The organism is Streptomyces sp. NPDC058001 (genome assembly GCF_042886315.1).
GTDB lineage: Bacteria > Actinomycetota > Actinomycetes > Streptomycetales > Streptomycetaceae > Streptomyces.
The window spans coordinates 347,033-372,397 of sequence record NZ_JBHVQT010000004.1 but is presented as its reverse complement, the minus strand read 5'-3'; the positions used below and the strand labels follow the sequence as shown (position 1 = coordinate 372,397).

General features: G+C 71.0%; 24 protein-coding genes and 1 pseudogene. 16 read left to right on the top strand and 9 right to left on the bottom strand.

Annotated features, from left to right (window positions below):
* The first annotated feature begins 45 nt into the window (after window positions 1-45).
* Both ACFVT5_RS11470 and ACFVT5_RS11465 read left to right on the top strand, forming a co-directional pair.
* Window positions 46-426: an STAS domain-containing protein gene (locus ACFVT5_RS11470; RefSeq protein ID WP_389885263.1), complete on the top strand. Its 381-nt coding sequence runs from the start codon at window positions 46-48 to the stop codon at window positions 424-426.
* A 376-nt stretch (window positions 427-802) separates the two neighbouring features.
* Complete coding sequence (locus tag ACFVT5_RS11465; RefSeq protein WP_389884517.1) at window positions 803-1,315, top strand: EF-hand domain-containing protein; 513 nt, start codon at window positions 803-805, stop codon at window positions 1,313-1,315.
* Here ACFVT5_RS11465 and ACFVT5_RS11460 read toward each other — a convergent pair.
* Entirely contained in the window at window positions 1,299-2,945 is a 1,647-nt protein-coding gene (locus ACFVT5_RS11460) for a class I adenylate-forming enzyme family protein (protein ID WP_389884514.1), read from the bottom strand. The genes ACFVT5_RS11465 and ACFVT5_RS11460 overlap by 17 nt on opposite strands.
* 147 nt (window positions 2,946-3,092) lie before the next feature.
* Between ACFVT5_RS11460 and ACFVT5_RS11455 the strand changes: the two genes are divergently transcribed.
* The 4 genes from ACFVT5_RS11455 (at window position 3,093) to ACFVT5_RS11440 (ending at window position 7,393) form a co-directional block, all read left to right on the top strand.
* A complete protein-coding gene (locus tag ACFVT5_RS11455) occupies window positions 3,093-4,292 on the top strand; it encodes an amidohydrolase family protein (RefSeq protein ID WP_389884511.1) in 1,200 nt (399 codons plus the stop codon).
* Window positions 4,293-4,298: 6 nt separating this feature from the next.
* Entirely contained in the window at window positions 4,299-5,462 is a 1,164-nt protein-coding gene (locus ACFVT5_RS11450; protein WP_389884508.1) for an acyl-CoA dehydrogenase, read from the top strand.
* Between the two features lie 4 nt (window positions 5,463-5,466).
* Window positions 5,467-6,399, top strand: coding sequence for an acyl-CoA dehydrogenase family protein (locus ACFVT5_RS11445; RefSeq protein ID WP_389884505.1), 933 nt, complete (start codon window positions 5,467-5,469; stop codon window positions 6,397-6,399).
* Window positions 6,400-6,931: 532 nt separating this feature from the next.
* Complete coding sequence (locus tag ACFVT5_RS11440) at window positions 6,932-7,393, top strand: ATP-binding protein (protein ID WP_389884502.1); 462 nt, start codon at window positions 6,932-6,934, stop codon at window positions 7,391-7,393.
* Between the two features lie 68 nt (window positions 7,394-7,461).
* Here the strand turns inward: ACFVT5_RS11440 and ACFVT5_RS11435 are convergent, their stop codons facing one another.
* Window positions 7,462-8,409 carry a cyclase family protein gene (locus ACFVT5_RS11435; RefSeq protein ID WP_389884499.1) on the bottom strand — a complete coding sequence of 316 codons (948 nt, stop codon included), beginning with the start codon at window positions 8,407-8,409 and terminating at the stop codon, window positions 7,462-7,464.
* 84 nt (window positions 8,410-8,493) lie between these two features.
* On the opposite strand from ACFVT5_RS11435, the gene ACFVT5_RS11430 reads away from it, so the two are divergent.
* The 4 genes and pseudogenes from ACFVT5_RS11430 to ACFVT5_RS11415 all read left to right on the top strand — a co-directional run.
* Window positions 8,494-9,408: an SDR family oxidoreductase gene (locus ACFVT5_RS11430; RefSeq protein WP_389884495.1), complete on the top strand. Its 915-nt coding sequence runs from the start codon at window positions 8,494-8,496 to the stop codon at window positions 9,406-9,408.
* Between the two features lie 79 nt (window positions 9,409-9,487).
* A complete protein-coding gene (locus tag ACFVT5_RS11425) occupies window positions 9,488-10,663 on the top strand; it encodes an acyl-CoA dehydrogenase family protein (RefSeq protein WP_389884492.1) in 1,176 nt (391 codons plus the stop codon).
* Entirely contained in the window at window positions 10,660-11,709 is a 1,050-nt protein-coding gene (locus tag ACFVT5_RS11420; RefSeq protein ID WP_389884489.1) for a Zn-dependent alcohol dehydrogenase, read from the top strand. The genes ACFVT5_RS11425 and ACFVT5_RS11420 overlap by 4 nt, the downstream gene beginning before the upstream one ends.
* A gap of 91 nt (window positions 11,710-11,800) precedes the next feature.
* A pseudogene (locus ACFVT5_RS11415) lies at window positions 11,801-12,967 on the top strand (MFS transporter); the annotation flags it as partial.
* Here the strand turns inward: ACFVT5_RS11415 and ACFVT5_RS11410 are convergent.
* Entirely contained in the window at window positions 12,965-14,146 is a 1,182-nt protein-coding gene (locus ACFVT5_RS11410) for a GlxA family transcriptional regulator (protein ID WP_389884486.1), read from the bottom strand. The pseudogene ACFVT5_RS11415 and the gene ACFVT5_RS11410 sit on opposite strands and share 3 nt — an antisense overlap.
* A gap of 71 nt (window positions 14,147-14,217) precedes the next feature.
* Between ACFVT5_RS11410 and ACFVT5_RS11405 the strand changes: the two genes are divergently transcribed.
* The 3 genes from ACFVT5_RS11405 (at window position 14,218) to ACFVT5_RS11395 (ending at window position 16,267) form a co-directional block, all read left to right on the top strand.
* Complete coding sequence (locus ACFVT5_RS11405) at window positions 14,218-15,534, top strand: MFS transporter (protein WP_389884483.1); 1,317 nt, start codon at window positions 14,218-14,220, stop codon at window positions 15,532-15,534.
* Between the two features lie 132 nt (window positions 15,535-15,666).
* Window positions 15,667-16,062: a carboxymuconolactone decarboxylase family protein gene (locus ACFVT5_RS11400; RefSeq protein WP_389884480.1), complete on the top strand. Its 396-nt coding sequence runs from the start codon at window positions 15,667-15,669 to the stop codon at window positions 16,060-16,062.
* A 4-nt stretch (window positions 16,063-16,066) separates the two neighbouring features.
* Window positions 16,067-16,267, top strand: a complete 201-nt coding sequence (locus ACFVT5_RS11395; protein WP_389884478.1) for a hypothetical protein — start codon at window positions 16,067-16,069, stop codon at window positions 16,265-16,267.
* A gap of 39 nt (window positions 16,268-16,306) precedes the next feature.
* Here ACFVT5_RS11395 and ACFVT5_RS11390 read toward each other — a convergent pair whose 3' ends face one another.
* The gene (locus ACFVT5_RS11390) at window positions 16,307-16,942 is read right to left on the bottom strand and encodes a flavin reductase family protein (protein WP_389884475.1); all 636 of its coding nucleotides are present in this window, start codon (window positions 16,940-16,942) and stop codon (window positions 16,307-16,309) included.
* 94 nt (window positions 16,943-17,036) lie between these two features.
* Here ACFVT5_RS11390 and ACFVT5_RS11385 point away from each other — a divergent pair, with 94 nt between their 5' ends.
* Complete coding sequence (locus ACFVT5_RS11385; RefSeq protein ID WP_389884473.1) at window positions 17,037-17,993, top strand: hypothetical protein; 957 nt, start codon at window positions 17,037-17,039, stop codon at window positions 17,991-17,993.
* 5 nt (window positions 17,994-17,998) lie between these two features.
* Here the strand turns inward: ACFVT5_RS11385 and ACFVT5_RS11380 are convergent, their stop codons facing one another.
* The 5 genes from ACFVT5_RS11380 to ACFVT5_RS11360 all read right to left on the bottom strand — a co-directional run bounded on the left by ACFVT5_RS11380 (window position 17,999) and on the right by ACFVT5_RS11360 (window position 24,269).
* Window positions 17,999-18,847 (bottom strand): enoyl-CoA hydratase/isomerase family protein, encoded by an 849-nt coding sequence (locus ACFVT5_RS11380; RefSeq protein WP_389884470.1) that lies wholly within the window; start codon window positions 18,845-18,847, stop codon window positions 17,999-18,001.
* An 85-nt stretch (window positions 18,848-18,932) separates the two neighbouring features.
* Complete coding sequence (locus ACFVT5_RS11375; RefSeq protein WP_389884467.1) at window positions 18,933-21,158, bottom strand: acetate--CoA ligase family protein; 2,226 nt, start codon at window positions 21,156-21,158, stop codon at window positions 18,933-18,935.
* A 270-nt stretch (window positions 21,159-21,428) separates the two neighbouring features.
* Window positions 21,429-21,836: a VOC family protein gene (locus tag ACFVT5_RS11370; protein WP_389884464.1), complete on the bottom strand. Its 408-nt coding sequence runs from the start codon at window positions 21,834-21,836 to the stop codon at window positions 21,429-21,431.
* A gap of 213 nt (window positions 21,837-22,049) precedes the next feature.
* Window positions 22,050-22,859 carry a polyphosphate kinase 2 gene (gene ppk2, locus ACFVT5_RS11365; protein ID WP_389884461.1) on the bottom strand — a complete coding sequence of 270 codons (810 nt, stop codon included), beginning with the start codon at window positions 22,857-22,859 and terminating at the stop codon, window positions 22,050-22,052.
* Window positions 22,860-23,090: 231 nt separating this feature from the next.
* Window positions 23,091-24,269, bottom strand: coding sequence for a flavin-containing monooxygenase (locus ACFVT5_RS11360; protein WP_389884458.1), 1,179 nt, complete (start codon window positions 24,267-24,269; stop codon window positions 23,091-23,093).
* Between the two features lie 164 nt (window positions 24,270-24,433).
* Between ACFVT5_RS11360 and ACFVT5_RS11355 the strand changes: the two genes are divergently transcribed.
* Both ACFVT5_RS11355 and ACFVT5_RS11350 read left to right on the top strand, forming a co-directional pair.
* Window positions 24,434-24,886 (top strand): DoxX family protein, encoded by a 453-nt coding sequence (locus tag ACFVT5_RS11355; protein ID WP_389884455.1) that lies wholly within the window; start codon window positions 24,434-24,436, stop codon window positions 24,884-24,886.
* Complete coding sequence (locus ACFVT5_RS11350) at window positions 24,883-25,362, top strand: Zn-ribbon domain-containing OB-fold protein (protein WP_389884453.1); 480 nt, start codon at window positions 24,883-24,885, stop codon at window positions 25,360-25,362. Before ACFVT5_RS11355 ends, ACFVT5_RS11350 begins: the two co-directional genes overlap by 4 nt.
* The last annotated feature ends 3 nt before the right edge of the window (window positions 25,363-25,365 follow it).

Genomic DNA, 25,365 nt, shown 5'->3' with positions numbered 1-25,365 from the left:
GATCGGCCCAGTGACATCGACCGGCGATGTCGGCGAGCGAGAGGTATCAGCGTGACGCTCAAGGTGACCGAGAGCGAGCAGGACGGCTGGGTCGTGGTACAGGCCGCCGGCGAACTGGACCTGGTGACCTCACCCGTCCTGCGCCAGCGCGTCCACGACGCCGTGGCCGAGGGCCGGCACGAACTCGTCCTCGACCTCTCCGGTGTCTTCTTCTGCGACTCCAGTGGCGTCGGCGTCCTCATCGCGACACGCCGTCTGCTGCGTTCCTGTCAGGGCCGCCTGCGGCTGATACTCCCCGCGCGCGGGGCCCTCGACGGCTCCCATGTGAACCGCGTCCTGTCGGCGCTCGGTGTCCGTCGTCTGTTCGACGTGTACCCGGATGTCGAGGCGGCGGTGAACGAGGAGACGACACCGCTGTCGGCGTAAGGGGCGCACGTAAGCGTTTACGCAAGCGCGTACGTAAACGTTTGCGCCAACGCTTGCGCAAGCGGGTACGTAAACGCTTGCGCAAGCGTTTACCCCAGCGTGTGCGCGACCGTCGCGCCATCGCCACGCCATCGCCGCGGAACCGTCTGCGCAAGCGTGTGCGCAATCGTTTACGTAAGCGTTTACGCCGTCGGCCGCGGCGGCCCGCCCGCGGTGTTCGGACGTGCGCGTTCCGCGACAGTGGTACAGCGTTGTCGCGGAATTTCCGCGGTCTTGGCACAAGCGTCGGTTTCCAGGCCCGGGGCGGCCGTCCAGGACGTACGCTCCCGTGCAGACACACCAGGCAACCCCGTTATGTGAGGCGGTCCGACACCACATGGTCAGCAGTGAGAACGAGCGCAGGATCGCCGCCCGGTTCGCCACCTTCGACCAGGACGGCAACGGCACGATCGACCGTGAGGACTTCAGTTCGGCGGCCAAGTCGCTGCTCGCCGAGTTCGGTACGACGGCGCGGTGCGACAAGGGGCAGGCGCTGTACATGGGGGCCGAGGCGCTCTGGCAGGGCATGGCGGGGATCGCCGACCGGGACGGGGACCAGCGCATCACGCGCGACGAGTTCGTCAACGGCGCGGTGAAGCGGTTGCGGGACAACCCCGAGCGGTTCGCCGAGATCGCCCGCCCGTTCCTGCACGCCGCGCTCGCCGTCGCGGACCACGACGGGGACGGCGCGGCCACTGTCGGGGAGGTCGAGCGGGCGCTCAAGGCGCTCGGCGTGAGCCAGGACATCGCGGGCGCCGTGGCCGCCGCGCTCGACGCGGACGGCGACGGGCGCGTGACGGAGCCGGAGATCGTGACGTCCTTCGCGCGCTACTTCACGGTTCCGGAGTAACCCGGAGGTCCGAGAAGCGCTCCCGGAGCTTGTACTTGAGGACCTTGCGCAGCGTCTCGTTGCGCGGCAGGGCCTCGACGATCTCCAACTGCTCCGGGAGCTTGTGCACGGACAGCCCCTGATCCCGCAGGAACGCGGTCACCGACTCCAGGGTGAGCCCCTCCACCGCTCCCTCCGCCGACCCGTCCGCACCATCGGATACGACGAGTTCCACGACCGCGCAGACGCGTTCCCCGCGCTCGGGGTCCGGCAGACCGATCACCGCCGCGTCGCCCACGCGCGGGTGCGCGTGCAGCAGGTCCTCGATCTCCTTGGCGGAGATGTTCTCGCCTTTGCGGATGATGACGTCCTTGGCGCGTCCCGTGAGCACCAGGTGCCCGCTGGGTCGCAGATGGCCGAGGTCGCCGGTGACGAGGAACCCGTCGGTGTCGAAGACGGCCGCCGACTGCACGGGGTCCAGATAGCCCTGGCACACCGCCTCGCCGCGCAGCCGTACCTCGCCGTCCACGCCCGGCGGCAGCGGCCGGCCGTCCGCGTCGGTGATCCGGATCTCCATCCCCTCGGGCGGCCGTCCCTCGGTCGTGGCGAGGTTCTCGTCGGTGTCGTCCGGGGCGCCCATGGTGATCATCGGCACCTCGGTCATGCCATAGCCGTGTGTGAGAAGGCACTTCATCTCGCGGACGACCGCGTAGTAGATCTCCGGCGGCTTGGGCGCCCCGCCGCCCGCGAGGAGCCGTAGCGAGGGGATCAGCGGGCGGGTGGGGTCCTTGCGCTGCTCGGCCAGGAACATCGCGTAGAAGGCCGTGGAGCCGCCCGCGACGGTCACTCCGTGGCGCCGGTAGCCGGCCAGCGCGGCGGGCAACGCGAACTGCTCGAACATGACCGCGGGGAATCCGTACAGGAGCAGCATCACCGTGTAGTCGGGGCCCGCGATGTGCGCGAAGGGGAAGGCCATCGAGCCGACGTCGGACGGCGCCAGGCGCAGCGCGTGCGCGAGGCAGGAGCCGCCCGCGATCAGTGAACGGTCCGTGTGCAGCACGCCTTTGGGGTCGGACGTGGTGCCGGACGTCCAGTAGATCCACCGCACGGTGGTGCCGTCGGCGGGCGGCGGGGGCAGCATCGAGGGGTCCCCGTCGGGCAGGTCCCCGTACGCGTCGAAGACGCCTTTGGCACCGAGCCGGTGGGCCATCGCGGTGTGGTCGAAGCCGCGCCAGGTGCCCGGTACGGCGAAGTACTCGGCCTTCGACTCCCGTAGCGCGAAGCCGACTTCACGGTCACGGTAGAACGGGATCACGGGGGACTGCACGGCGCCCAGTCGGGCGAGCGCGAAGGACAGCAGGGCCGTCTCGATCCGTGTGGGTAGCTGCCAGGCGACGACGGTGCCGGGACGTACGCCCATGCCGTACAGGCCCGCAGCGACCCGCTCGGAGCGGTCCCTGAGCTGTCCGAAGGTCAGGGTGCGGTCGTCGGCCGGGTCGTCGGCCGCCTGGATCAGTACGGGGGCGTCGGGGGTGAGCGCGGCGCGGCGCGCGACGAGCGACCAGAGCGTGAGCGCGTCGCCCAACTCGCGCGCGGTGTCCTCGCTGCGGCGCCCGGACATCCCGGTGTCCTTCGTCGCGGTTTCCTTCATCCTGAACCTCCCGTAGCTGACGGGTAGTCAGATCGTGCGGAGAGCGTAAGGCTCACCGCCTTGTCGGTCCAGGGGTGCGGGGCTAGCCTGATCTGACGGCCCATCAGATAATGACCCATCAGATAACGGTACGGTGAGGGGACCCCGATGGAACTGCCCCGGATCATCAGCGTCGACGACCACGTGATCGAGCCCGCCCACCTCTTCGAGACGTGGCTGCCGAAGAAGTACCAGGACCGCGGACCCAAGCCGCTCACCGCCGGTATCGGTGAACTCGCCTACGTCGGCGGCAAGTACCAGATCACGATGGACCCGGAAGGACCCCCAACCGACTGGTGGATCTACGAGGACCTCAAGTTCCCGTACAAGCGCAACATCGCCGCCGTCGGCTTCGACCGGGACGACATGACGCTGGAGGGCATCACGCGCGCGGAGATGCGTCCCGGCTGCTGGGACCCGGTCGAACGGCTCAAGGACATGGACGCCAACCATGTCGAGGCGAGCCTGTGCTTCCCCACCTTCCCGCGCTTTTGCGGGCAGACGTTCGCCGAGGCGCACGACAAGGAGGTCGCCCTCGCGTGCGTGCGCGCGTACAACGACTTCATGGTGGAGGAGTGGTGCGGCGACAGCGGTGGGCGGCTCATCCCGCTGTGCATCATCCCGCTGTGGGACATCGACCTCGCGGTCGCCGAGATCCGGCACAACGCCGCGCGCGGGGTGACGGCCGTGACCTTCTCCGAGATCCCCACCCACCTCGGCCTGCCGTCAATCCACTCCGGCTACTGGGACCCCTTCTTCGCCGCCTGCCAGGACACCGGTACCACCGTCAACATGCACATCGGCTCGTCCTCGCAGATGCCCGCCGCGTCCCCGGACGCGCCGCCCGCCGTACAGGCGTCGCTCAGCTTCAACAACGCCATGGCGTCGATGATGGACTTCCTGTTCTCCGGCGTCCTGGTGAAGTTCCCGCGCCTCAAACTCGCCTACTCCGAAGGCCAGATGGGCTGGATCCCGTACGCCCTGGAGCGCGCCGACGACGTGTGGGAGGAACACCGCGCGTGGGGCGGCGTCCGCGACCTGATCCCGGAACCCCCGTCGACGTACTACTACCGGCAGATCTTCTGCTGCTTCTTCCGCGACAAGCACGGCATCGCCTCGCTCGACGTGGTGGGCCGCGACAACGCCACCTTCGAGACCGACTACCCGCACGTCGACTCGACCTTCCCGCACACCAAGGAGGTCGCCCTCGACCATGTGAAGGGCCTCGACGACGAGACGGTCTACAAGCTGATGCGCGGCAACGCCATCCGCATGCTGGACCTGGACTTCGACCGGAACGGCAAGTAACCCGGCGTGGACCTCACGTACACGGACGAGGAAGAGGAGTTCCGCGCGCGGCTGCGCGCCTGGCTCGGCAAGGCGCTGCCCGCGCTGCCCCCGAAGCCGTCACCCGGGGACTGGCCGGGCCGGCGCGCGTACGACATGGGCTGGCAGCGCGCGCTGTACGACGCCGGGTACGCGGGACTGCACTGGCCCGCCGACGCGGGCGGCCGGGGCGCGACGCCGACCCAGCACCTGATCTTCCTGGAGGAGACCGAGCGGGCCGGGGCGCCCTATGTGGGCGCGGGCTTCGTCGGCCTGCTGCACGCCGGCCCCACCATCGCCGCCGAGGGCACCGCCGAACAACGCGCGCGATGGCTGCCGTCGATCCTGCGCGGCGACGAGGTGTGGTGCCAGGGCTTCAGCGAACCCGGCGCCGGTTCCGACCTCGCGTCGCTGCGCACGCGCGCGGTGCGCGACGGTGACGCGTACGTCGTCACCGGGTCCAAGATCTGGACCTCGCACGCGGAGGTCGCCGACTGGTGCGAACTCCTGGTCCGCACCGAGCCGGTCAGCGCCTCCGTACCGAAGCACCGGGGGATCACCTGGCTCGCCATGCCGATGGACGCGTCCGGGGTCACCGTCCGGCCGCTGCGCACGCTCGCGGGCTCCACGGAGTTCGCCGAGGTGTTCCTCGACGAGGTGCGCGTCCCCGTCGCGAACCGGGTCGGCGCCGAGAACGACGGCTGGCGCGTCACCATGGTGACCCTCTCCTTCGAACGCGGCACCGCCTTTGTCGGCGAAGTCGTCGCCTGCCGCCGCGTCCTGGGCGAACTCGCGCGCGAGGCCCGTGCCAACGGACGCTGGGACGACCCGTGCCTGCGCCGCGGACTGGGCCGCCTGTCCGCCGAGTTCCGTGCTCTGTGGCGGCTGACCCAGTGGAACGTCAGCGAGGCGCAGCGGTCCGGCGGTGTCCCCGGGATCGGGGGTTCGGTGTTCAAACTGCGGTACTCGCACGCGCGCCAGGAGCTGTACGACACGGCGGCCGACGTCCTCGGGTCCGACGCGCTCGACCTGTCCCGCGAGTGGACCCTCGACCGGCTGTCGTCACTGTCGTACACCATCGCCGCGGGCACCTCGCAGATCCAGCACGACATCGTCGCCGAGCGCATCCTCGGCCTGCCGAAGGGACGGTGAGGGCGTGCGCTTCCAGCTCACCGACGAGCAGCGGGACCTGCGGACCGGCATGCGGGAGTTGCTCGCGGGCCGCTTCGGACGCGACGCGCTCCGGGCCGCCGTGGACGCCGCCGAGGCCACGGGGGGAGATCAGGAGACCACCGGCGCCCCGCGCGGCGCTCAGGGGGCCACCGGAGCCCTGGACCGGGCCCTGTGGCGGGAACTCGGCGACGCCGGATTCTTCGCGCTGCGACTGCCCGAGGCGGTCGGGGGGGTCGGACTCGGCCTCCCGGAGGCCGTGTTGCTCTTCGAGGAGACCGGCCGCGTCCTGCTGCCGGGCCCCCTCGTGGCGACCCATCTCGCGGCCGGCGAGGTCCCCGGGGCGGCCGACGGAACGGCCGTGGTGACGGCGGTCGACGGCACCCTGGTGGAATGGCTCGACGCGGCGGACGTCGTGCTGGGCGACGTCACGGACGCCGCCCCGGTCCGCCCGGTCGACCCGCTCACGCCCCTGCACCGCGTACCGGGACCGCGCCGCCCGTACGCCGACACCGTGGACACCGCCGACCTCCTCACCGCCGCGCAACAACTCGGCAGCGCGGCCCGCACGTGTGAGATGGCCGTCCAATACGCCCAGGAACGCGAGCAATTCGGACAGCGGATCGGTGCGTTCCAGGCGGTGAAACACTTGTGCGCGCGGATGCTCGTCCGCGTGGAGACCACCCGGTCCGCGGTCTACGCGGCGGCCGTCACCGGGGACCGGCTCGACATCGCGACCGCCGCCCTGCTCGCCGACGAGGCCGCCGTACGCGGCGCCCGCGACTGCCTCCAGGTGCACGGCGGCATGGGCTTCACCTGGGAGGCCGACGTCCATCTCCATCTGAAGCGGGCCTGGGTGCGCGCGGAGCGGGGCCGCACGACGGCCGAACGCGAGGAGGCACTCGCCGCGGCGCTCTGAGCGTCGGCCCCTGACGGCCGGTGCCCGACGAACGGTTCCCGACGCCCGATCTCCGGCCGCCGATCCGGCCGTTCCGCCCGTCCCGCGCGTGGGACACCACGTTCCGTAGGCGCCGCGCCGCGCGCGGGACGTACGACGGGTTCCGATGGGTCACGCTGCGTCGATACCAGGTCGTGTCCAACGCGTGACTCGTCACGGCCCGGAGTCGGCACCAGGCTCCGGTACCTTGTGTGAGATGCGAGTGGTTCTGGTGCCGAGCCATCACGGTGTTGCCTCTGAGGCGGCGCCGGATCCGGCGTTGCGCGCCTCTCGCCGCGCAGGACGGGGCCGCACGCCCGCCTGTTCGACTCCCCACGGCACGCGTCGCACAGTATGCCGCACGCGTACTCCTTCGCGCTGGAATATGCCCGAAGCGCTTGTTGGGGTGACTGTACGTCAACCATGCTGTCTCGTAAGGAGATCACGGTCCGTGAACTCCGTAGATCATCAGAGGCGCGAGGCGATGTGTCCGCCGGTTCGGATGGTGTGAGCGGTGCAGGTGCTTCAGGTTCAGTTGGAGGTCCGGCCCGACCCCGCGGAGGTGGGGCGAGCCCGGAGGTGGGCCCGCTCGCGGCTCGCCGGGTCCGGGATACAGGCCGATGAGCCGCTCGCGGAGACCCTGATCCTGCTCGTCTCCGAACTGGTCACGAACGCCGTGGTGCACACCGGTTGTCCCGCCGTACTGCGCATCCTGCTCTCCGGCCGCCCCGAAGCGGCCCCCGCCACCGTGCGGTTGGAGGTCGCCGACAGCAGCGAGTGTCCCCCGCGCCCGCGGCACGCCGACGGCGACGAGACCAACGGCCGCGGCCTGGAACTCGTCGACGGACTCGCGGACCGCTGGGGCTGGCAGCCCGAGGGTGCCGGTAAGCAGATCTGGTGCGAGATCGACCGCGGGGACGCCAAGGTGTGCGGGACGGTCGTCGGGTTCGAGGGGATGGCCTACGAGGCCGTCTGACGGCCCGCCCGCCGCCCGGCGACTCGACGCCAGACAACCTCGACGCCCGACACCTCGGAGGCGACTGCTCAGAGCACCGCCACCGGCGCGACGGGCCCGCCCGTGCCCCCGGCGAACGGCTCCGGTGTCGCCGTCAGCAGGAACGCGTAACGCCCCGCCTCCGCGCACGCCGTGGACAACTCCTCCAGGTTCCAGTTCTGGCCCTGGATCATGCCCATCTCGACCAGGTCGAGCGCGTGCACGCCGAGCCACAGGTTCTCGATCTCCGGCGGGAAGATCTCGAAGGTCAGCGTGTCATTGGCGACGGCGGCCACATCGCGCGCGTGGAACCACTCCGGCGACCGCACCGACATCCCCGGTGACGGATACGCGTACGCGTGCCGGTCGCCCGCCAGATACGTCTGCACGTGCCCTGTGCGCACCAGCACGATGTCTCCCGCGCGCACACGCGTGCCCGCCAGTTCCTCCGCCTCGGCCAAGTCGTCCGGCGTGACCGCGTGGTCGCCCGGCAGCCGGTCCACGCCCTTCGCGCGCGCCACGTCGAGCAGCACCCCGCGCGAGACGACGGGCCCCACCTTGTCGATGCCGTCGAACCGTGCCCTCTCATGGGCCGTGATCGTGTCCGCGGGGCGGCCGTTGTAGAGCCTGCCCGCGTGCGAGGCGTGCGCCAGGGCGTCCCAGTGGGTGGCCGCCTGCAACCCCATGGTCACGCTGTCGTCGCTGGTCGCGACCGTGCCGGGGCCGAACAGCTCCTGGTTGATCTGCACCATCGTGTGCAGCGGGTTGACGCGGCCGGGGATCACGCCCGACTGCACGCCGTCCTGGAGCAGCGGCAGCGCGAGCGCGATCCGGCGCCCGTCACGTACGGTCGCCGCCGCCTCGCGCACCACCTCGTCCGTGATCAGGTTCAGCGTCCCGATCTCGTCGGCCTCCCCCCAACGGCCCCAGTTGTTCACGCGCTTGGCGATCTCGTGGAACTCCGCCGGCAGCGCCGACGGAAGGGCCGGTACGGACATGAGTACTCCCCGGGTCTTGTCTTCCGGTGTCTGACGGGACATAAAATCTAACGGTCCGTCAGAAACCGCGGGAAGGGGCCGGGCGTGGGGAACTTCTTGGCAGGCAAGGTGGTGGCCGTGACAGGTGCCGGCCGCGGTATCGGGCGCGCGGTGGCACTCGCCTGTGCCGCCGAGGGCGCGAAGGTCGTCGTCAACGACTACGGGGTCTCCATGGAGGGCGCCGAACCCACCAGCGAGGTGGCCGAGTCCGTCGTCAAGGAGATCACGGCGGCCGGCGGTGAGGCCGTCGCCGTCGCCGACGACATCTCGACCATGGCGGGCGGCCAGCGCGTCGTCGACACGGCGCTCGCCGCCTACGGGCGCGTGGACGGCGTCGTCTGCGTCGCGGGCATCCTCCGTGAACGGATGCTCTTCAACATGTCCGAGGAGGAGTGGGACCCCGTCCTCGCGACCCACCTCAAGGGCACCTTCACCGTGTTCCGCGCCGCGTCCGCCGTGATGCGTACCCAGCGCGCGGGGACCCTCATCGGCTTCACCAGCGGCAACCATCAGGGGTCCGTCGCGCAGGCCAACTACAGCGCCGCCAAAGGCGGCATCATCTCGCTGGTGCGCAGCGCCGCGCTCGGCCTGCACAAGTACGGCGTGACCGCCAACGCCGTCGCGCCCGTGGCCCGTACGCGCATGTCCGCGAACGTCCCCATGGAGCTGAAGGAGATCGGCGAACCGGAGGATGTCGCCGCTCTTGTGGTCTATCTGCTGTCCGACCGCGCCCGTGAGGAGCGGATCACCGGGCAGGTGTACACGATCGCCGGGCCCAAGATCGCGGTGTGGGCGCAGCCCCGGGAACTGCGTGCCGGATACGCCGAGGGGGCCGGGTGGACGCCCGAGCGGATCGCGGACTTCCTGCCGGGCACGGTCGGGGTGGATCCGATGCCGCTGCTTGAGCAGGTGGCGGGGATGGCTCGGGCGGCCCAGGCCGGGGAGCGGCCCAATCAGTAGGGCGGTCCAGTCGGTGGGGCGGGCCAATCCGTAGAGCGCCCCGATCAGGAGGGCGGGCCAATCCGTAGGGAGGCGTGTTGTGGAGTTCGGGAGCGGGGCCGAGGACGACCTCTTTCGGGAGCGGGTGAGGGAGTGGCTGGCCGAGCACCTCACCGGGTACAGCGGGACGTGGGAGCGCGAACTGGGTACCGGGGGCTGGATCGGCCTCGGCTGGCCCGAGCAGGGCTACGGCAACCGCACGGCCTCCCTCATGCAACAGGTCGTGTTCGCCGAGGAGTACGCGCGCTGCGGCGCCCCGGCACGGTCGGGCCACATCGGCGAGAACCTGCTCGCGCCCACCCTGATCGCCCACGGCACCGAGGAGCAGAAGCGACGGTTCTTGCCGCCCATCGCGCGCGGGGACGAACTCTGGTGCCAGGGATACAGCGAACCCGGTGCGGGATCCGACCTTGCGGGCGTGCGGACAAAGGCGGTGCGCGACAACGCGGCGGGGGGTGGGGCCGGCGCGGGGGGCACGCCTTTGTACCGCGTCACCGGGCAGAAGATCTGGACCTCGCTCGCGCGGGACGCCGACTGGTGCTTCGTCCTCGCGCGCACCGAGCCCGGCTCGAAGCGGCACCATGGGCTGTCGTTCCTCCTCGTGCCGATGGACCAGCCCGGCCGGATCGACGTACGCCCCATCCAACAGATCACCGGCACCAGCGAGTTCAACGAGGTCTTCTTCGACGGCGCCCACGCACGCGTGGACCACGTCGTCGGCGGCGAGGGCAACGGCTGGCGCGTCGCCATGAGCCTCCTCGGCTACGAACGCGGCGTCTCCACCCTCGCCCAGCAGATCGGCTTCGCCGAGGAGTTCGACCGCGTCCTGCGTCAGGCCGTCGCCTCGGGAACCGCCGACGACCCCGTCCTGCGCGACCGCCTCGTCCGCGCCTGGGCCGAACTGCGCACCCTGCGCTGGAACGCCCTGCGCACCCTCGGCACCCCCGTCCCCGACCCCGGCGCCGCCAGTGTCGCCAAACTCCTCTGGGGCGGCTGGCACCAGCGCCTCGGCGAACTCGCCCTCCACGCGCGCGGGGCCGCCGCCACCGAGGGCCCCGCCGACTGGTCCGCCGACCACCCGTACGTCCTCGACGCCGCCCAGCACCTGTTCCTCTTCAGCCGCGCCGACACCATCTACGGCGGCTCCGACGAGATCCAGCGCAACGTCATCGCCGAGCGCGTGCTCGGCCTGCCCAGGGAGGTACGGGTTCCGTGAGAGGTGTCCTGTTCGACGGCAAGCAGCCCCTGGTGGTCGACGATTTGGAGATACGGGATCCCGGCCCCGATGAGGTCCTCGTCGCGATCACCGCGGCCGGACTCTGCCACAGCGACCTGTCCGTGATCGACGGCACCATCCCCTTCCCCGTACCCGTCGTCCTGGGCCACGAAGGCGCCGGCGTGGTCGAAGCCGTCGGCGCGGACGTCTCCCACGTACGCCCCGGCGACCATGTCTGCCTGTCCACGCTCGCCAACTGCGGTGCCTGCGCCGACTGCGACCGGGGACGGCCCACCATGTGCCGCAAGGCCATCGGCCGCCCGGGACAGCCCTTCACGCGCGCGGGTGAGCCCCTGTACCAGTTCGCCTGCAACTCCGCCTTCGCCGAGCGCACCCTCGTCAAGGCCGTCCAGGCCGTGAAGATCCCGACCGATCTGCCGCTCACCTCGGCCGCCCTCATCGGCTGCGCCGTCCTCACCGGTGTCGGCGCCGTCCTCAACCGCGCGCGCGTGGACCACGGTGACACCGTCGTCGTCATCGGCACCGGCGGTATCGGCCTCAACGTCCTCCAGGGCGCCCGGATCGCCGGCGCCGCCACGGTCGTGGCCGTCGACACCAACCCCGCCAAGGAGTCCGCCGCCCGGCAGTTCGGCGCCACCCACTTCCTCGCGTCGACCGACGGGGTCCGCGACATCCTGCCCACCGGCGCCGACCACGTCTTCGAATGCGTCGGGCACACCGCCCTCGTCCGGGAGGCCGTCGACCTCCTCGACCGGCACGGTCAGGCCGTCCTCCTGGGGATGACGGCGCCCACCGCCGAGGCCGCGTTCGCACCCGCCGCGATGTTCCTCGACAAGTCCATCCTCGGCTGCCGGTACGGGAGTTCCCGGCCGCAGCGGGACATTCCGCTTTACGCCGGTTTGTACCGGAGTGGGGCCCTTCTCCTCGATGAGCTGGTCACGGCCGTGTATCCGGTGGAGGACTTCGCCCGCGCGGCGGAGGACGCCCGGGAAGGACGGGTGGCGCGGGGGGTGCTGACATTCTGACTGTGCTGAATCTTCTGACCGACCACCGCTCCGACCTGCGGTTTCCGTATTTCGCTGGGGCGTTGTCAGTGGCGTCGCCTACCTTCGGGGCATGAGTTATCGCGACGTGGCGTCGAAGTCCGTCCTCGCCTGGGCCGCCGTGGCCGTGGGGGCGCGGATGCCGGTGGCCATGGCGCCGCTGGCCGTGGTCTTCCTCGTCCGGGAGCGGCCCGGCGGCTATGCCCTCGGCGCCGTCCTCGCGGCCGTCTACGTCGTAGGTGAGATCGTCGGCGCGCCCCTGCTCGGCCTGCGGATGCGGCCCGAGCGTGCCCGCCCCCACCTCGTCGCGGGCCTCCTCGTCGGCGCGCTCGGCTTCGCGGGGCTCGGCATCTTGCCCGGAGCGCACCCGCTGGTCCTCGGCGCGCTGGCGTTCGTCGCGGGCGCCGCACCGGCCGCCGCGCCCGGCGGGCTGCGCGCCCTGCTGACCAGCCTCGTTCCCGAACGGGCCGTACCGCAGGCCCTGTCCGCCGAGTCCATGCTCACCTACGGCGTCTGGGCCGTGTCACCCGCCGCTGTCACGGGCCTCGCGCTCGGCGTCGCGCCGCATCTGCCGTTGCTCCTCGCTGCGGGACTGATGGCCGCCTCGGTCGCCGGGCTGTGGCTGCTCCCGGCGGGCTGGCCCTCCGACGCCGACGACCGTGGCGGCGACTCGATGCTCCGCATCCTGGCCAGGGCCTGGCCGGTGTACGTGACGGGCGCCGCCAGTATGTCCCTGTTGGCCCTCGCCGAACTGGTGCTGCCCGCCCTCCTGGAGCAGCGGGGCGTCGCCGTCGGCTGGGCGGGCCCGCTGCTCGCCCTGTTCGCGATCGGCTCGGCCGTCGGTGCGTATGTCTACGGCCTGCGGACCTGGCCCGGCCGGCTGCCCACGCAGAGCCTCGTCCTGCTGCTCACCATCTCCGCGTGCGTGGCCGTCGTCGCGCTGCTGCCGACCGTGCTCTGGATGGCGGTCGGGCTCGGTGTCGCGGGCTTGCTCCAGGCGGGCGCCATGATCAGCCGGAACCTCTCCCTGCGCATGGTCCTCCCGGCCAGCGCCCTGGCCGCCGGGTATTCGGTGATGTACGCGGCGGTGGGCGCCGGTTACGCGGCGAGCGGGTCCCTCGCGGGCGGGCTGCTCAAGGTCGTCGCGCCGTCGACCGCGATTCTGGCCGGGGTGGGGCTGACGGTGGTGCTGACCGTGGCCGGGGCGGTGGGGGAGTGGCGGGTACTCACGCGCGCGTCACGCGCGGACGCCGGTGCCGCCTCTGGTTCCGGTACCGGTGCCGGACGCGGTGAGGTCGTCGCCGGTGGTGACGGGGGCGGGGGCGCCGGTGATGACGGGAACGCCCGTGATGCCGGTTCCGTTGGCGGGGTCGCCGGTGGCGCCGGAGCGGAAGGTACGGCGATACGCGGTGGGGGTGACGCCCAGCGCGGCCTGTAGATGCTGCCGCATCGACTGGGCGGTGCCGAAACCGGCGTCCCGCGCGACCTGGTCGATGGACAGATCGCTGGACTCCAGGAGGTGCCGGGCCCGTTCGACGCGCTGCCGGGTCAGCCACTGACCCGGACTGATCCCGACCTCCTCGCGGAACCGCCGGGTGAAGGACCGTACCGACATGGCCTCCTGCTCGGCCATGTCCCGCAGTTGGATCGGCTCGTGCAGTCGCCCCAGCGCCCACGCGCGCGCGGCCGTCGTCGTCGCCACCTGCGGTTCCGGGATGGGCCGCTGGATGTACTGGGCCTGGCCGCCGTCCCGGTGCGGGGGAACGATGGTGCGGCGGGCGACATCGTTGGCGACGGCGGTGCCGTGGTCGCGGCGCACGATGTGCAGGCACAGATCGATACCGGCGGCGACCCCGGCCGAGGTCAGCACGTCGCCGTCGTCTATGAACAGCACGTCCGCGTCGACCTCGATCAGCGGGAACGTCCGCTGGAAGTGCTCCGCGTGCGACCAGTGCGTGGTGGCGGGGCGGCCGTCCAGGTACCCGGCGGCGGCCAGGACGTAACCGCCGGTGCAGATCGAGACGAGCCGGGTGCCGGGGCGTACCAGGGCGAGCGCGGCGGCCAGCTCGTCGGTCAGCCTGCCCTCCTCGAACACCGGCCCGAGTTCGTACGAGGCCGGGATGACGACTGTGTCGGCGGTGGTGAGGGCTTCCGGACCGTGCTCGACAAGGATCGAGAAGTCGGCCTCCGCGCGGACCGGTCCCGGGGGCCGGACGGAGCAGGTGACCACCTCGTACAGGGACCGCCGCCCGGACTGGCTGAAGGCGCGGCCGAAGATGCGCTGCGGGATGCCCAGTTCGAAGGGGAGGACACCGTCGAGCGCGAGGACGACGACGCGGTGGGGCTGACCCACGCTTTCCGGTACGGGCCCCACGCCTCTCGGTACGGGGCTCACGCTTTTCGGTACGGGTCCGGTCATGGCCCGATCGTAGCGAATGCTGTCCATCAGGCCACTCGTCGGCTTTGACGGTCGCGCGGAGGCTGTAGGGCGTGACGCAGACAACCGAACCCGTGGACGCACCGGACCGCCACACCTCCACCCGCAGCCCCCGGCGCCCCCGTATCCACCGCGCCTGGTTCGTCGCGGCGGTGACCTTCGTGACGATCATCGGCGCGGCGGCGTTCCGTTCGCTGCCCGGCCTGCTGATCGACCCGTTGCACACGGAGTTCGGCTGGTCGCGCGGCACGATCGGGCTCGCCGTCTCGGTCAATCTCGCCCTGTACGGACTCACGGCGCCGTTCGCCGCCGCGCTCATGGACCGGTTCGGTATCCGCCGCGTCGTCGCCGTCGCCCTGCTGGTGATCTCGGTCGGCTCGGTCCTCACGGTATGGATGACGGCGCCGTGGCAACTGATGCTCTACTGGGGCCTGTTGGTGGGCCTGGGCTCGGGTTCGATGGCGCTCGCCTTCGCGGCGACGGTCACGAACCGGTGGTTCACCGAGCGGCGCGGCCTGGTCACCGGCATCCTCACCGCCGCCTCCGCGTCGGGCCAGTTGATCTTCCTTCCCGTCCTGTCCTGGATCGTGGAGCACCACCACTGGCGCCCGGCCGCCGTGACCGTCGCGCTCGCGGCACTCGCCGTCGTCCCGTTCGTGTGGCTGCTGCTGCGGGACCACCCGGCGGACGTGGGGCTGCGGCCGTACGGGGCCGAGGAGTTCGTACCGAAGCCGCCGCCCGTCACGGGAGCGGCCCGGCGGGCCCTGAAGGTGCTGTTCTCGGCGGCGCGTACCGGCCCGTTCTGGCTGCTCGCGGGCACCTTCGCGATCTGCGGCGCGTCCACCAACGGGCTGATCCAGACGCATTTCGTGCCCGCCGCCCACGACCACGGTATGCCGATCACGGCGGCGGCCTCGCTGCTCGCGGTGATCGGGGTGTTCGACGTGGTCGGAACGATTGCCTCCGGCTGGTTCACGGACCGCTTCGAACCGCGCCGCCTGCTGGCCGTCTACTACGCCCTGAGGGGCATCTCCCTCCTCTTCCTCCCCCTCCTCCTCGCCCCCTCCGTCCACCCTCCGATGCTGTTCTTCATCGTCTTCTACGGCCTCGACTGGGTGGCCACCGTGCCGCCGACGATCGCCCTGTGCCGCGAGCACTACGGCGACGACAGCGCGATCGTCTTCGGCTGGGTCCTCGCGTCCCACCAGGTCGGCGCGGCTGTCGTCGCGTTCCTGGGCGGGATGGCACGCGACGTGTTCGGTACGTACGACGTGATCTGGTACGCGTCGGGCGCGCTGTGCGCGGCGGCGGCGCTGATGGCCCTGATCATCCGAAGGCGCCCGGCGGAGACGGTGCTGATCAAAGGCTGATCAAGGGCTGACAAAGGGGCTGACAAAGGGGCTGATGAAGGGGTTGATGAAGGGCTGAGGTGGCCCGCCCTCCACCGAAGTGTTTGACTTGACAAAGAGGCCCGTACGTGTATCTCCAAGGAGGTGGCTGTCATGACGGCCACGGTGAACCGGGGCGAGATCGAGGCCGACATCAAGCAGACCCTCGGCCTGGTCCCGCACTTCTTCCAGCGGATTCCCACCGAACTGCTGGCCCCCGAGTGGGAGATCTTCAAGCACATCGAACTGGGCGAGACCCTCATCCCCAACAAGTACAAGGAACTCATCGGCGTCGGCCTGCACGCCGAGACGAAGTGCCACTACTGCACCCTCTTCCACACGGAGGCCGCGAAGCTGTTCGGCGCGACCGACGAGGAGATCCAGGAAGCGGTGCACTACGCGAAGGCCAGCCTGGGCTGGAGCGCCTACATCAACGGCATGCGGGAGGACTACGACCAGTTCGCCTCCGAGGTGAAACAGATCACCGAGTACGTACGCGCCCAGGCGTGACCCGATGGAACTGGAACGCCTCCGCCCGACGGTACTCAGGGCCACCTTCCACACCTACGAACTGGCGACCCTGATAGCGGCGGCCCGCTACCTGGCGGAAACGGCCCCCGAGGACGTCCCCGAGGGCTCCCTGTCCCAACTGACCGCCCTACTGAAGGACTATGACACGCAACTCAGCCACCTCGACAGTGGCGCCGGCACGTGAATTTCGCCCTGATGGGTGAACTCACCCTGACGCGCCCGCTCAGTCCGCCAAGCCCCCGAATCGGCCCCGGTGAAACAACAGAGGTCCGGTCTCGTAGGCCGATGTGCCCAAGGCGTCCACCCGCCCCACCACGATCAGGTGGTCGCCGCCCGTGTGGACCGTGTGGACCGTGCAGTCGATCCACGCCGGCGCCCCCGTGAGGCGCGGGGAGCCGGAGACCGGGGACGGCTCGTGGGGCACGCCCGCGAACTTGTCCGCACCGCTCACCGCGAAGCCCCGGCACAACTCGCCCTGGTCCGCGCCCAGTACGTTCACACAGAACACGCCCGCGCGAGCGATCCGTGGCCAGGTGGTCGACGTACGCGCCACCATGAACGCCACCAGCGGCGGATCAAGCGACAGCGACGAGAACGACTGACACGCGAATCCGGCCGGCCCCTCGGAACCCGCCCCCGAACCCTCGGAACCCGTCCCCGGCGCCGTAATCACCGTCACCCCGGTCGCGAAGTGCCCCAGTACCCGCCGGAATTCCCCCGGGTCCAGCGGCGCCCGCTCATCGTCCCCGACCGCGCGCAACTCCGGCCGGGGCAACGCCTCGACGCCCCCGGCGACCGTTGGCGCCCCGACGGACCTGAGATACCGCACGACCGTGGCAGCCATCCCCGCATGTCCCATCACACCAGTCATTGAAGCTGACGGTGCGTCAGATGGGAAGCCCTCGTCGAACCCCCGTCAAGCGCGCGGTCCGCCTCCGCGTACCTTTCGTCGTATGGGGTGGGGGCAGGGTTTCGTGGGAGGGCGCGCGGCGAGAGGTCGGAACGATCGGCGCCTCGCGGCTGCCGCGTCCGTGGCCGCCGTACAACTGGCACTCGTACTGCTGTTCGAGATCGTGCGACCGGCCACCGGCGACAACTACGGCGTGGGATACGGCGGCGCGCTCGCCGGACTCTTCCTGTGCTGCCTGGGCCTGGTGGCGCCCGCCGGTTTCGCCCTCGCCGGCCTCCTGCACGCGGTGACCCTCACGCTCCCCGCCGTTCAACTCGCCAGGTTCGCCAGCCGGTTCGTACCCCAGTCCCGGAAACCGACCGCCCGCCGGACAGCGGCCCCCGCCACCCTCCTCACCCTCGGCCTCCTCTGGGCCGTCCTCCTCGCGCACCTTCTCGGCCTCCCCTACCTCGCCACCGCCGCCTGGACCGTCGGCAGTGGCGTCCTCCCGATGGCCGCCGTGGCCTACTGCGCCCGCCGCGACCTCACCCCCGGCCGGATCTGGGGCCGCTCCACCCTCACCGGCGTGCTCCTGTCCGGCGCGGTCCTCGGCGGCACGCTCGTCGCCACGCACGCGGGCCTGCTCAAGGAGTACGAGCCGCCGCGCTTGACGGCCGCTCAGCTCACCGGCGTGTGGGAGGGCGAGGACGACGAATCCGCCGTTCTGCGACTCGACGCGGACGGCCGGGCGACCCTCACCGCCCTGCCGTACGAAGATGTCACGGCAAGCTCGATATACGGCGACCTCGCGCTGTGCGACTCCGCCGCCACCTGGACCCTCGGCACCGACACCGCGAGCGAACGCGACGCGGTCGAACTGGACCCGACCGGCGAGAGCTGCCCCGGCGAAACCGGCCTGACCTGGACGATCGGCGGCACCGAGACCGAGCCCGAACTCTTCGCGCTGTACGGCGACCCCGACGCGGGCGACGTCGTCATCCTCGTACGCCGCCCGTCCTGACGCGGTCAGCGGCCCTCGTACCGTGGGCTCCTGCGGTCCACGAAGCTCGCCACGCCCTCCTGGGCGTCCTGCGTGGTCATGTTGATCTCCTGAGCCGCCGCCTCCGACGCGAATGCCCCGGCGCGGTCCGAGTCGAGTGACGCGTTGACCAGCTGTTTCGTGAGGGCCAGGGCGCGGGTGGGCCCCTGAGCCAGGCGTTCCGCCCAGTCGCGCGCCGTCTTCTCCAGGTCGGCGAGCGGGACCACGCGGTTGACCAGGCCGAGCCGTTCCGCGTCCGCCGCCGGCACCGCGTCGCCGAAGAACATCAGCTCCTTCGCCCGCTGCGGCCCGATCAGCCGGGGCAGCAGATACGCCCCGCCCCCGTCCGGTACGAGTCCCCGCCGTACGAACACCTCGATGAAACGGGCCCCTTCGGCGGCGATCACCAGATCGCAGGCGAACGCCAGATGCGCACCGATGCCCGCCGCCGTGCCGTTCACCGCCGCGATCACCGGCTTCTCGCAGTCGAGTACGGCGGCGATCAGGCGCTGGGCGCCGAGCCGGATCGTACGGGCCACGTCACCCGGGACGCGCTCGCCACCGGTGCCGGGGCCGCCGCGCAGGTCCGCGCCCGCGCAGAATCCCTTGCCCGTCGCCGTGATCACCACGGCCCGTACGTCCGGGTCGGCGGACGCCTCGGCGAGGAGCCCGATGACGCGTTCCCGCTGCTCCCAGGTCACGGCGTTCATGACCTCGGGCCGGTTCAGCGTGATCCACGAGACCCCGTTGTCAGTGGCGTGGAGTATCAATGAGGGGACGGGATCGGAAGCGGGGTTGGACGCGGGATCGGGCGCGAGATCGGGGGGTGTGGACATGAGGGAGTGGCTCCGTTTCGTACGGGGGTGGGTGCGCCGGTGCGTACCGGGGACGCGGGGTCTGTCGGTCGGCGTGACCGATGGGTCAGCGGCAGATCGCCAGCGCGTCCAGGGCCACCGCCCCCTGCCCCCGAGGCAGCACCATCAGCGGATTGATGTCGAGTTCGGCCAGCTCGTCGTCCAGTTCGAGGGCCATCCGCTGTACCCGCAGCACCACCTCGACCAGCGCCTCCACATCCACGGCGGGCCCGCCGCGCACACCGTCGAGCAGGGCCCTGCCGCGCAGTTCGCCGAGCATGGCCCGCACCTGGTCTTCGCCGAAGGGCGGCACGCGTACGGCGGTGTCCCGCAGCACCTCGACCAGGACGCCGCCGAGCCCGACCGTGACCGTGGGCCCGAAGAGCGGGTCGTGCGTGACGCCGACGACCATCTCGACGCCCCGCTCGACCATCTGGCACACCAGGACACCGTCCAGCGCGACGCCCTCGTAGCGCGCGATGTCGGTCAGTTCGCGGTATGCCTCGCGGACCTGGCTCGCGGAGGTCAACCCGACCTTGACCAGGCCGAGTTCGGTCTTGTGGGCGAGCTGAGCACCCGACGCCTTCATGACGACCGGATAGCCGACGAGACCGGCGGCGCGCACGGCCGCCGCAGCGCTCGTCACCAACTGCTCACGCGGCACCCGGATGCCGTACGCCCGCAGCAACTGCTTCGCCGCGTGCTCGCTGAGCCGGCGCCCCGGCCGCATCAGCGACTGCGCCTTGCGGAAGGACGGCGACGGGGTGCGCGGGGCGTCCTCGAAGGGGGAGCGGTAGGCGGTGGTGAAGCGATGGTGGTCGAGGTAGGCGCGGACGGCGGTGATGCAGTTCGCGAAGGTGCGGAAGGTGGCGACCCGGGACGAGCCGAGGAGTGTGGTGCGGTAGGCGTCCTCGGTGCCCACCGGCGAACCCCACACCACACACACCAGCTTGTCCGTCTGCTCCGCCGCGTCCACCAGGTCCTGCGCGAGCTTGTCGCTCATCGGCGGAAAGGGCCCGGTGATCGGACAGATCAGGACGCCCACGGACGGGTCGGCGAGGATCGCGTCGATGATCTTCCGGCCGCGCCAGTCGCCCACGGGGTGACCGCCGTTGTCGATGGGGTTGGCGACGTTCAGGTACGGGGGTATCCACTCGTGCAGTTCCGCCTGCTTGGCGTCGGACAGACGGGGCAGGGTCAGCCCGGCCTCGCTCGCCAGGTCCGAGAAGTGCGCGCCCGTGCCGCCCGAGATCGAATACACGACGACGCCGTCGGCCAGCGGCCTGCGGGCCCGCGCCAACAGCGCGGCGGTGTCCTGGAGTTCGTCGAGTCCGTCCACCCGGATCACGCCGTACTGCCGCATCGCCGCGTCCACCACCGCGTCCGCGCCGGTCAGCTTGCCGGTGTGTGAGGCGGCCATCCGGGCGCCGGTCTCGGTGCGGCCGACCTTGATCGCGACGACGGGTACGCCGTTGCGGGCGGCCCGGTCGGCGGCGAGGAGGAAGGCGCGGCCGTCCTTCAGGCCCTCGACGTAGCAGGCGATGGCGCCGACTTCGGGCCGTTCGGCGAAGTAGGAGAGGAAGTCGGCGGTCTCCAGGTCGGCCTCGTTGCCGGTGGGCGCCCAGTGCGAGAGCCGTACGCCGAGTTCCTGCATCGTGAAGACGGGGCGGCCCTGGTGGCCGGACTGGGTGATCAGGGCGATGGCGGGGCCTTCGAGGTCGTCGCGGATCTTCTCGAAGGCGTTGAGGTTGGTGTTGGGGCCGAGGAGGCGCAGGCCGGAGCGGGCGACGGCGGCGGCGAGGCGGTCCTGCGCGGCGGCCCCGGCCTCGCCGGTCTCGGCGAACCCGGAGGCGAAGGCGACCGCGAACCGCACTTTGGCCTCGGCGAGTTCCTCGATCACGGGAAGGGGGTCGGCGACGAGGAGGACGGCGAGATCGACCGGTTCCGGCAGGTCGGCGACGGAGGGGAAGCAGGGGACGCCGAAGACGGCGGGTCGGGTCGGGTGCACCGGGTGCAACCGGGCCCCGACGCGCTCGGCCCAGGCCATCAGCTGCCGGGTGATACCGGTGTTGGGCCGTCCGTCGGCGTCCGAGGCGCCGATCACGGCGACGGACTCCGGCCGGAAGAACCGGTCCAGATCGGGGACGGTGGAGTGCAGCGGCCGACCGCTGACGTCCAGGTCGTCGCCGCCGGGCGCCCTGCTGTGCACAGCGGGTGCCGGGGGCTCGCCGCAGGCCACGACGCGGGCGCGGCGGGAGTCGGTGGTGAGGGTGCCGTGAGTAGATCCAAGCATCGGTCCGCCCGCTCCTGTGTGACAGCAACTTAACTGACGCACAGTCAGATTACTGAACTGACGCTGCGTCAGGAACGGGTATGCAGCAAGGGAATGGGGCGGAGCCGGGGCCGGCACCCTTCACCGGCCCCGGAGGCTCACCCTCCGGGGACCACCCCTCACGCATCCGCCGCCCCGGACGTACCCGCGAGTAGCGTGTCTCATCCGTGGCGGCGGGGGAAATGGCCGGTAATGGGGGCCGGTCGGCGGGTCTTTGGCGCGTCGGTGGACTCAGCCGGATTCCTTGGCGGTGATCGCCTCGCGCTCCGCGGTGCTGACCTCTATGCAGAATTCGTTGCCCGCGGGGTCCGCGAGGACGGCCCAGCCGCGGCCGTTCGGCTTGCGTCGGTCGTCCGCGATGGTGGCGCCGAGGGCCGTGAGGCGTTCCACTTCCTCGTCGCGGGGGCGGTCCGGCTGGAGGTCGAGGTGGACGCGGTTCTTCAGAGTCTTCGCTTCCGGTACGCGGACGAAGAGGAGCGTGGGGAGGCCGTCGGGGACCTCAAGGGCCACCTCGTCGTCGCCGGGGGAGTCGATCGGGTCGACCGGGTGGCCGAGGACCTGGCTCCAGAACTCGGCGATCGCGTACGGCTCGTGCGGGGGTGCGCAGTCGAAGGTGATGTGCCGGACGATGGACGTCATGTGATCTCCCGTGCCGTATGTCTGGTGGTCGTTCCTGCCGTGGGTCGGCCGGACTGTACCGGGACGGGTCGGGTGACCGGTAAGGAATTTCCGCGCGTTGGGTCCTGATGGGTGGGGGCGCGGGGGCAGGGGGTCGTGCGGGAGAAGTGGCCGGATCGAAGAGGGGTATTGGCGATCTGGCCACTTTTCCAGGAAGGGTCCCGGGGCGGGCCCTCAGCGCAGGAGGGACGCCGCGTGGTCGGGCACGTACGTCTGGAGGTCGCGCGGCGGGCGCTCGTACCCCGTGGACGGCGGTCGGGGCGGGATCGAGACGGCGGGCGGCGGGATCTCGCGGTACGGCACGGTCGACAGCAGGTGGGCGATCATGTTTAGCCGGGCGCGGCGCTTGTCGTCGCTCTCGACCACGTACCAGGGCGCCTCGGGGATGTCGGTGTGGACGAGCATCTCGTCCTTGGCGCGCGAGTACGCCTCCCAGCGGTTGATCGACTCCAGGTCCATCGGGGAGAGCTTCCAGCGCCGGGTCGGATCGTCCAGACGCTTGTGGAACCGCCGCTGCTGCTCCTCGTCGCTCACCGAGAACCAGTACTTGCGCAGCAGGATGCCGTCCTCGACCAGCATGCGTTCGAAGATGGGGCACTGGTGCAGGAAGCGCTGGTACTCGACCTTGGTGCAGAAGCCCATGACGTGCTCGACGCCGGCGCGGTTGTACCAGCTCCGGTCGAAGAGGGAGACCTCGCCGGGTGCCGGGAGATGGGGGGCGTACCGCTGGAAGTACCACTGGCCGCGCTCGCGCTCGGTGGGCGTCGGCAGCGCGACGATACGGGCGACGCGGGGGTTGAGGTGTTCGGCGACGCGCTTGATGGTGCCGCCCTTACCGGCGGCGTCACGTCCCTCGAAGACAACAACAAGCCGCACACCCTCAGCACGCACCCACTCCTGAAGCTTCACCAACTCAACCTGAAGCCGCAGCAACTCCCGCTCATACGGCTTACGAGGCACCCGCTCAACCTTCGACCCACCCATAACCCACCTCCGAGACAGATCTCACGCTACGGGACGGCCGGTCGGGGCGCCTGTCCCGCGCGGCAAAGCGCCCCGTCAGGGGCGCGGGGAACTGCGCGATCAGCCACCGACGGCCTGAGGCTTCCGCACCGGCGCTCCGGCGGGGGTTAAGGGGCGCGGGGCTGTGACATTTGCGGCTCCGCCGCGTGGGCGCAACCAGCACCCACGGTCCGAGGCCCCCGTACCGGCCCTCTAGCGGAGCGTCCCCGCGACGGCCCGCGCTATGCGTCCCGCGTCGATCGCCATCTCCCGGAACATTCCGCTGATGGGATTGGTGAAGCCGGTGAAGAAGAGGCCGGGGGCGTTCTTCGGGGCCCGGGAGCCATGGCCGAGCGGGTGGCCGCCCGCATCGAGGACATCGAGATGGCCGACGAGGTGCTCAAGACCCCGGCGGTACCCCGTCGCGGCGACGACGGCGTCCGGTTCGATCCGCGTACCGTCCGCGAGGACCACCTTGCCGTCCTCGAAGGATTCGACGGCGGCCACGATCTCGACCCGCCCCCTGCGCACCGCGTCGATCAGCCCGACGTCCTGCACGGGGATCGCCCCCTCGCGCACCCGCGAGTACAGACCGGTCTCCGGCCGCGGCAGCCCCTGGGCCGACAGATCGGGCACGCTGATCCGGGCGAGCGGACGCGCGAGCCGGTCCACGACGCGTACCGGAAGGCGCCGGCAGATGATGCCCGTGGCCTGGGCGGGCCAGCCCGCCGTGGAACGCCGGACGATGTGCGGAACGGTCCGCACGGCGAGCCGTACCCGCGCGGCGCCGCCCTCAAGCAGGTCGACGGCGATCTCGGCGCCCGTGTTGCCGACGCCGACCACGAGGACGTCGCGACCGGCGTAGGGACCGGGTGCGCGGTACTCGCTCGCGTGCCGCAGCTCACCGGCGAAGCTCTCGCGCCCCGGCCAGGACGGCAGATACGGGGTGTGGTTGTAGCCGGTCGCGATCACCACGGCGGCGCCGGACAGTTCCCGGCCGCCCGTGGCGTGCAGCAGCCAGCCCTCGCCGTCGGGGTCCCGGTCGACGCGGTGCACCTCGACGCCGGTGACGATCTCCAGCTCGTGGTGCTCGGCGTATTTCTCCAGGTAACGGACGACGTTGTCGCGCGCGACCCAGCGCCCGAAGGAACGAGGCATCGACAGTCCCGGCAGTGCGGACAGCCGCCGCGTCGTGTGCAGCCGCAGCCGGTCGTAGTGCCCGCGCCAGGACGCGCCGACACGGTCGGACCGCTCCAGGACGACGGCCCGTACACCCCTGGCCCGCAGCGCGTACGCCGCCGCGAGGCCGCCGGGGCCGCCGCCGATGACGTACACCGGGCGGTCCGAGGGGCGGGGTGCGGCGGCGCGGGGGCGGGCTGTGGAGTCGGCCATGAACGGGAGCGTAATCCCGTTCTGAGTTGATTGGTCTCGGTCAAGGCCGGAATGCGTTGCGAATTGATCACAGGACCCGAAGTGTCCCGCCTCTTGCGAGGCCCCCGTCCGATGCGCTGAACTGACGTACCGTCAGATGAGAACCCCCCGAGGAGAGTTCCGGCATGGACGCGATCTGGCTCACCGGCGCCGAATGGCTCGCCGTGCTGCGTATCGGACTCGGCCTGTGGTGGCTGGAGAGCTGGCGGCACAAGGACAAGAAGGGCTGGTTCGAACGCGGTACGGGTATCGCGTGGGCGTCGGACGTCGCCGCGAAACACCGCTGGCCGGTGGTGCGTAGCGGCTTCGATCGGGTCGTCGCGCCGCGCCCCCGCGCCATGGCGTACGTCGTCGTGTACGCCGAACTCGCCCTCGGCCTCGGCCTCGTACTGGGCTTCCTCACCCCGGTCGCCCTCGTCGGCGGCCTCCTCCTCAACCTCCTCTATCTCGTCCTGATGATCCACGACTGGGCCGAGCAGGGGCAGAACGCGATGATGGCGCTCATCTCGGTCGTCGCGCTGTTCGCGATGTCCTGGCAGACGTGGTCCGTGGACAACGCGATCGGACTGTTCGGATGAGTCCGAACAACTCGGCTGAGATCCGTTACGACGTGCCCGAGCCCGATGCCTTCACGCGCCCGTACTGGGAGGCCGCCGCCGAGGGCCGGCTGCTGGTGCGGCGGTGCGGGGCGTGCGGGCGGGCGCATCACTATCCGCGCGAGTTCTGCCCGTTCTGTTGGAGTGAGCACGGGAGGTGGGAGCGGGCGAGCGGCCGGGCGACGCTCTATACGTGGTCCGTCGTGTACCGCAATGACCTGCCGCCGTTCGGGGACCGTACGCCGTATGTGGCGGCCGTGGTCGACCTGGCGGAGGGGCCGAGGATGATGACGGAGGTGGTGGACGGCGCCCCGGAGACCGCCCCGGACCTGCTGGAAACCGCCTGGGACCTGGAGGTGGGGATGGATCTGGAGGTCGCCTTCCGTACCGTCGCCGACGGTCTCGCGGTACCGGTGTTCCGCCCGCTGGGAACCGACGGACATGTACGTGTTCAATGAAAC

Excerpts from the sequence above, each read along its gene's own strand:
- ACFVT5_RS11380 (WP_389884470.1), bottom strand. The coding sequence starts at position 18,847 with ATGTCCACACCCCCCGATCTCGCGCCCGATCCCGCGTCCAACCCCGCT.
- ACFVT5_RS11375 (WP_389884467.1), bottom strand. The coding sequence starts at position 21,158 with ATGCTTGGATCTACTCACGGCACCCTCACCACCGACTCCCGCCGCGCC.
- ACFVT5_RS11350 (WP_389884453.1), top strand. The coding sequence starts at position 24,883 with ATGAGTCCGAACAACTCGGCTGAGATCCGTTACGACGTGCCCGAGCCC.
- ACFVT5_RS11360 (WP_389884458.1), bottom strand. The coding sequence starts at position 24,269 with ATGGCCGACTCCACAGCCCGCCCCCGCGCCGCCGCACCCCGCCCCTCG.
- ppk2 (WP_389884461.1), bottom strand. The coding sequence starts at position 22,859 with ATGGGTGGGTCGAAGGTTGAGCGGGTGCCTCGTAAGCCGTATGAGCGG.
- ACFVT5_RS11460 (WP_389884514.1), bottom strand. The coding sequence starts at position 2,945 with ATGAAGGAAACCGCGACGAAGGACACCGGGATGTCCGGGCGCCGCAGC.
- ACFVT5_RS11435 (WP_389884499.1), bottom strand. The coding sequence starts at position 8,409 with ATGTCCGTACCGGCCCTTCCGTCGGCGCTGCCGGCGGAGTTCCACGAG.
- ACFVT5_RS11355 (WP_389884455.1), top strand. The coding sequence starts at position 24,434 with ATGGACGCGATCTGGCTCACCGGCGCCGAATGGCTCGCCGTGCTGCGT.
- ACFVT5_RS11400 (WP_389884480.1), top strand. The coding sequence starts at position 15,667 with ATGACGGCCACGGTGAACCGGGGCGAGATCGAGGCCGACATCAAGCAG.
- ACFVT5_RS11455 (WP_389884511.1), top strand. The coding sequence starts at position 3,093 with ATGGAACTGCCCCGGATCATCAGCGTCGACGACCACGTGATCGAGCCC.
- ACFVT5_RS11410 (WP_389884486.1), bottom strand. The coding sequence starts at position 14,146 with ATGACCGGACCCGTACCGAAAAGCGTGAGCCCCGTACCGAGAGGCGTG.
- ACFVT5_RS11370 (WP_389884464.1), bottom strand. The coding sequence starts at position 21,836 with ATGACGTCCATCGTCCGGCACATCACCTTCGACTGCGCACCCCCGCAC.
- ACFVT5_RS11395 (WP_389884478.1), top strand. The coding sequence starts at position 16,067 with ATGGAACTGGAACGCCTCCGCCCGACGGTACTCAGGGCCACCTTCCAC.
- ACFVT5_RS11465 (WP_389884517.1), top strand. The coding sequence starts at position 803 with ATGGTCAGCAGTGAGAACGAGCGCAGGATCGCCGCCCGGTTCGCCACC.
- ACFVT5_RS11390 (WP_389884475.1), bottom strand. The coding sequence starts at position 16,942 with ATGGGACATGCGGGGATGGCTGCCACGGTCGTGCGGTATCTCAGGTCC.
- ACFVT5_RS11385 (WP_389884473.1), top strand. The coding sequence starts at position 17,037 with ATGGGGTGGGGGCAGGGTTTCGTGGGAGGGCGCGCGGCGAGAGGTCGG.